This window comes from Halomonas sp. 3D7M (assembly GCF_014897885.1).
Taxonomy (GTDB): domain Bacteria; phylum Pseudomonadota; class Gammaproteobacteria; order Pseudomonadales; family Halomonadaceae; genus Vreelandella.
In genome coordinates, this window is record NZ_JABUZF010000204.1 from 1 (window position 1) to 3,870 (window position 3,870).

At 48.6% G+C, this 3,870-nt stretch carries 5 protein-coding genes; all 5 read right to left on the reverse strand.

The window, feature by feature from the left end:
• Positions 1 to 18 precede the first annotated feature (18 nt).
• From INT22_RS11300 to INT22_RS11315, 5 genes are read right to left on the reverse strand one after another with little or no spacing between them, the layout of a single operon-like run.
• A complete protein-coding gene (locus INT22_RS11300; protein ID WP_226912639.1) occupies positions 19 to 930 on the reverse strand; it encodes an ATP-binding protein in 912 nt (303 codons plus the stop codon).
• A complete protein-coding gene (locus tag INT22_RS20830; RefSeq protein ID WP_226912640.1) occupies positions 863 to 1,183 on the reverse strand; it encodes an AlbA family DNA-binding domain-containing protein in 321 nt (106 codons plus the stop codon). Before INT22_RS20830 ends, INT22_RS11300 begins: the two co-directional genes overlap by 68 nt.
• Complete coding sequence (locus INT22_RS11305) at positions 1,180 to 1,971, reverse strand: restriction endonuclease subunit S (RefSeq protein WP_193060031.1); 792 nt, start codon at positions 1,969 to 1,971, stop codon at positions 1,180 to 1,182. Before INT22_RS11305 ends, INT22_RS20830 begins: the two co-directional genes overlap by 4 nt.
• A gap of 12 nt (positions 1,972 to 1,983) precedes the next feature.
• Entirely contained in the window at positions 1,984 to 2,523 is a 540-nt protein-coding gene (locus INT22_RS11310) for a restriction endonuclease subunit S (protein ID WP_193060032.1), read from the reverse strand.
• Entirely contained in the window at positions 2,520 to 3,533 is a 1,014-nt protein-coding gene (locus INT22_RS11315; RefSeq protein WP_226912641.1) for an Abi family protein, read from the reverse strand. The genes INT22_RS11310 and INT22_RS11315 overlap by 4 nt, the downstream gene beginning before the upstream one ends.
• Positions 3,534 to 3,870 lie beyond the last annotated feature (337 nt).

Here is a 3,870-nt window from a genome sequence, read left to right on the forward strand (position 1 = left end):
ACGCCTTGGAATGAACGCTTACGTATCAAAGACCACTTTATCGACGCCACTTCCGCGTTCCTCACAGATACCCACCCTGCGCATGAACGATGCTAACGCTTCATTACGTGAACGTGGCGGACTATCTAAAAAACGGTCAATTTCAACCAATGGCTCGCCAGGGTTAGTAATTTCGATGCGGTCATCAAAAATCTCGACCATCGGGCCAGCACCCGTTACTGAAAAATCCTGATGAATAAGGGCATTGGCAATTAATTCACGAACGGCTAAGTCTGGATACATAGGCACTTCTTGACGCAAAGCTTTGCCAATTACTTCATTTCTTGGCAATAGCGCCGACAAGTAATCAATCAGCCCTTCGAACCCTGAAGCATACCCTTTACGGCCTTCCTGCTCGCGGATCGTGTGCAACCGACCTTTGCCTTTGTACACGACTAGCCGAACCGCTTTACGCGCTAACCCCTTGAAGCTTTGTAGCTCTCTGGCAAACAAAATCGCACCAAGGTTAGTGACTTCCCAGCGTTTGGCATCGTCGCAGCGCAACATACCGTCCTCTTCAAGCCTACTCAGAATGCCCGCTTGGTCTGTTGGCAACGGTAACCCCAATAGCTCAAAATAAGCTGTGTAATCCAGCAGCGCTAATGCTTCTGTCATCGATAAGTCGCTGGCAGCGGGAAGCTCTTCAAACGGTGTTTTATCAAAGATGCGCCACAGCCCACGCTCGACCTCAGGATAATCCTTCAGCGGCTTTTTATTGGAACCGATACGCACAAGCTCTTTGCCCGAAAAGCTCGTTGGCTTTGAGTGCGCTCGCGGAATTTCGAGAATGACAACGGGTAGCTCTTCGCCCTCTACAGGCACGTTAACCTGATAGAACTTGAAGTGGTCTAGGGCTGAGCATTCTGACGAGCCAACTTTCCAGCTCTTCATTGCCTTTTTTGGCCTGCCAGGGGGTAAACGTGGTGCCAACAACCTCATGAGACGCATCATCTACGCCCCACACCATATAGGCCGCACTTTTGCCCTCCAATGCCGCCGCATTTGAAAGCGCCGCTATATATTCGCCAATCTCATGTGGATCAGCATTGTTGCGCTTAAACTCCAACCAGGAGGTTTCACTTGGTAGCTTGCGAAGCTCTGCAAGCAAACCGCTTAAATAGGCGGAGTTACGCTCAAGGCTCATACGGCGACTACCTCATGCCCTTTCTGTGCGTCGTCATTAGCCGCTTGAAGTTTTTCTGGCGGCTGCCAGCCGCGTACATCGATCTTGCCGGTGACGGCGGCAGAGATCAGGGCAGAGCGACGTTCTTGAGACAAAGCGATAAGATGCTCGCACTCACCAGCCATATCATCGAATTTTGTAATTCTTTGCGATGCATCTTTTAGAATTTCTTTTTGCTCTTCTAAACTAGGAAGAGGGAAAGGAAGGTTATTCATTTCTCCAAGAGATAGCGCTGGCTGAGCTGTCATATTAACAATATCTTCTATCGCCCCCCTCTCTCGAAGATATCGAAGTACAAGTACAGCAAAAATTGGATCGCACAGCTTTAAATCTACAGTCAACTTAAGCGAATTTCCTGACACAACGGCTGGTTTGTCAAGCTCAGGGAGTATTGAGCACATCCCATATCGGGCCCCAATTTTGGATATAACTATATCCCCACCTTTCACCTGACTTCTTGAAATTGTAGAAAAATGCTCATGTGTAATTTGCTTTAGTGATTCATTGTTAAGAACACCTTTAGTGGCGAAACCACTTTCTATGACGTAGGCATCACCGTCATCTATGAAATGATCACTCTTCAAATTAGAACCAAATGGTCCATCAACAAAAGCGTGCTGGATGGAGGCTTTGATATGCTTAACCCTAACCACACCCCAATGCGCCGGCACCTCCCCCAGCCACTCCACCCCGGAGTCTTTCATCGGAACATCGGGGTCGAGCCCTTTGGTGACGGCATGGGAAATCACCGCCTGGCGCTTCTACTTGAGCAACTCTATCAGGCGCTGCTGCTCTTCCACCAAAGCATCGATACGGGCGGTTTCGTGGTCGAGGAAGGTGGCTATGTGAGCTTGCTCAGGAAGTTCAGGGGTAGCTAGGTAAATATTGACCAAATCCTCTTGAGCCATACTTGGAAGAGCAGTATTGGTTGAATACTGATCAAACTGAAAACAAGTCGTATAATAATAAAGGAATCGACCATCTACCCTCTGGCTAAGCTCTGTATAAAACATTGTATCAACAGTCCAAAAAGGACCATTAATATACAGGGGCTTATCAATTGTCCCTTTCCTGCCTAATAGAACAGATTCACCATCAAATAAAAAATTATTAGCCCGCGCAAACTCACCACCCGAACCAATTACTGGGTACCCACCACTTTCAACTTCCACTATTTTGTAATCACGCCCATTACGAATACGCGCTAAGTGTTTAAGTTTTGGCACGCTCCAATGCACCGGCACTTCCCCCAACCACTCAACGCCGGAATCCTTGTATTCGGGATAGGCGGGGTAAGTCATAAATGGCTCCCTGGCTGCATTTCTTGCAAGGCACCTACCCAGAATGGTTGGGCCTGCCAATTGGGTAAAAAACCCATCTGCTGGGTATCAACATCATGGCTAGCAAGTAATTTACCTAAACGCTGCCTCCAGGTATGTCCTGGGCTGATCTTATCCAGTAAATAAGCCAACATAGTGAGCGTGTTATAGATATTACGCGGACTTGCAGGGTTCACCACCGCAGCAACTTCAGCAGGTTTACGGTTTGGCACTTTCATGGTCACAGTAAGACGGCGATTCCACACGCGGCTATGATGAGCACATAGATTGCGTACGTAGGTAATATGCTGAAGGGTTGAACGCATAACGCTCTGATCCAAGCCATAGATTGATGCTATCTGGCTCACATCACCTGGCGGCAGCTGGTTGACCCAACGTGACAGCAGCCCAAGCGACATGACCTCACACACTGCCCATACGGGGGGCGTTTCAGGCTCGCAGCAGGTCTGCTGATAATGTTCGATAAATACTTCATCAGAGCGTGATATTTCTTTTTTTAAACTGGCGAGATTTTTAACGTGCCAGCTAGAACGCTTTGCAAGCCCTGGATCAAGATAGGCATGAGAACCGTATCGGTGAGCCATGTAGTAGGCCCAGGCCGTTCGAAAGGAAACTTCTATCCGCTCAATCGCATCAAGCAGTAACAGCCGGAATTCGCGATCAAAGACATAGAGGTTCACCACGTCCTCAAAATCAGTTCCCTTATGAAACTGGCGGGGTGATGACTGCTCCTGAAACGGTAGCCAATAAGCAGTTAGCCGATAATAGTTGAGATGGCTTAGGTAATGCAGCGCGCTAGCCGGGTTATTCACACCAAGACCGCGCTTGCGCAGAATGGAAAGCTGCTCTTCATAGGTACTGGCGGGTTTGCTGAACTTCATTTCAAACCCCACAAATAAGTAACCCGCCGGTTTGAGGGTACTCTTGCGAGCATAGCCTTGGCGGGTTTTCTTGACGTAAATGTTAGACAATTTTGTTCAGCAAGGCAAGTGCTCACCAGCGCCACTCTAAGGTGATTATTTTTGAAATCAAAAAAACCCGCCAAAGCATGCTGCCGTGAGAAGCATGACGGGTGTGTCATCAGGGGGGATGTAAAACATTTGCTGAAAAAGTAACCCGCCGGTTTGAGGATGCTGCAAATAGCAGAGCCTTGGCGGGTGTTGTTGCCGGTAAGAGTAGGCAATGATGCCCACAAGATCAACCGCGCATTCAGGGGCTTTTTCATTATCATGCCGACAGCCCCTCGATCATCTGCTTGATCTTATCGGTGCAGGCTTTGAGGTCGGCGTCGATCTCTTCCAGCGGGCG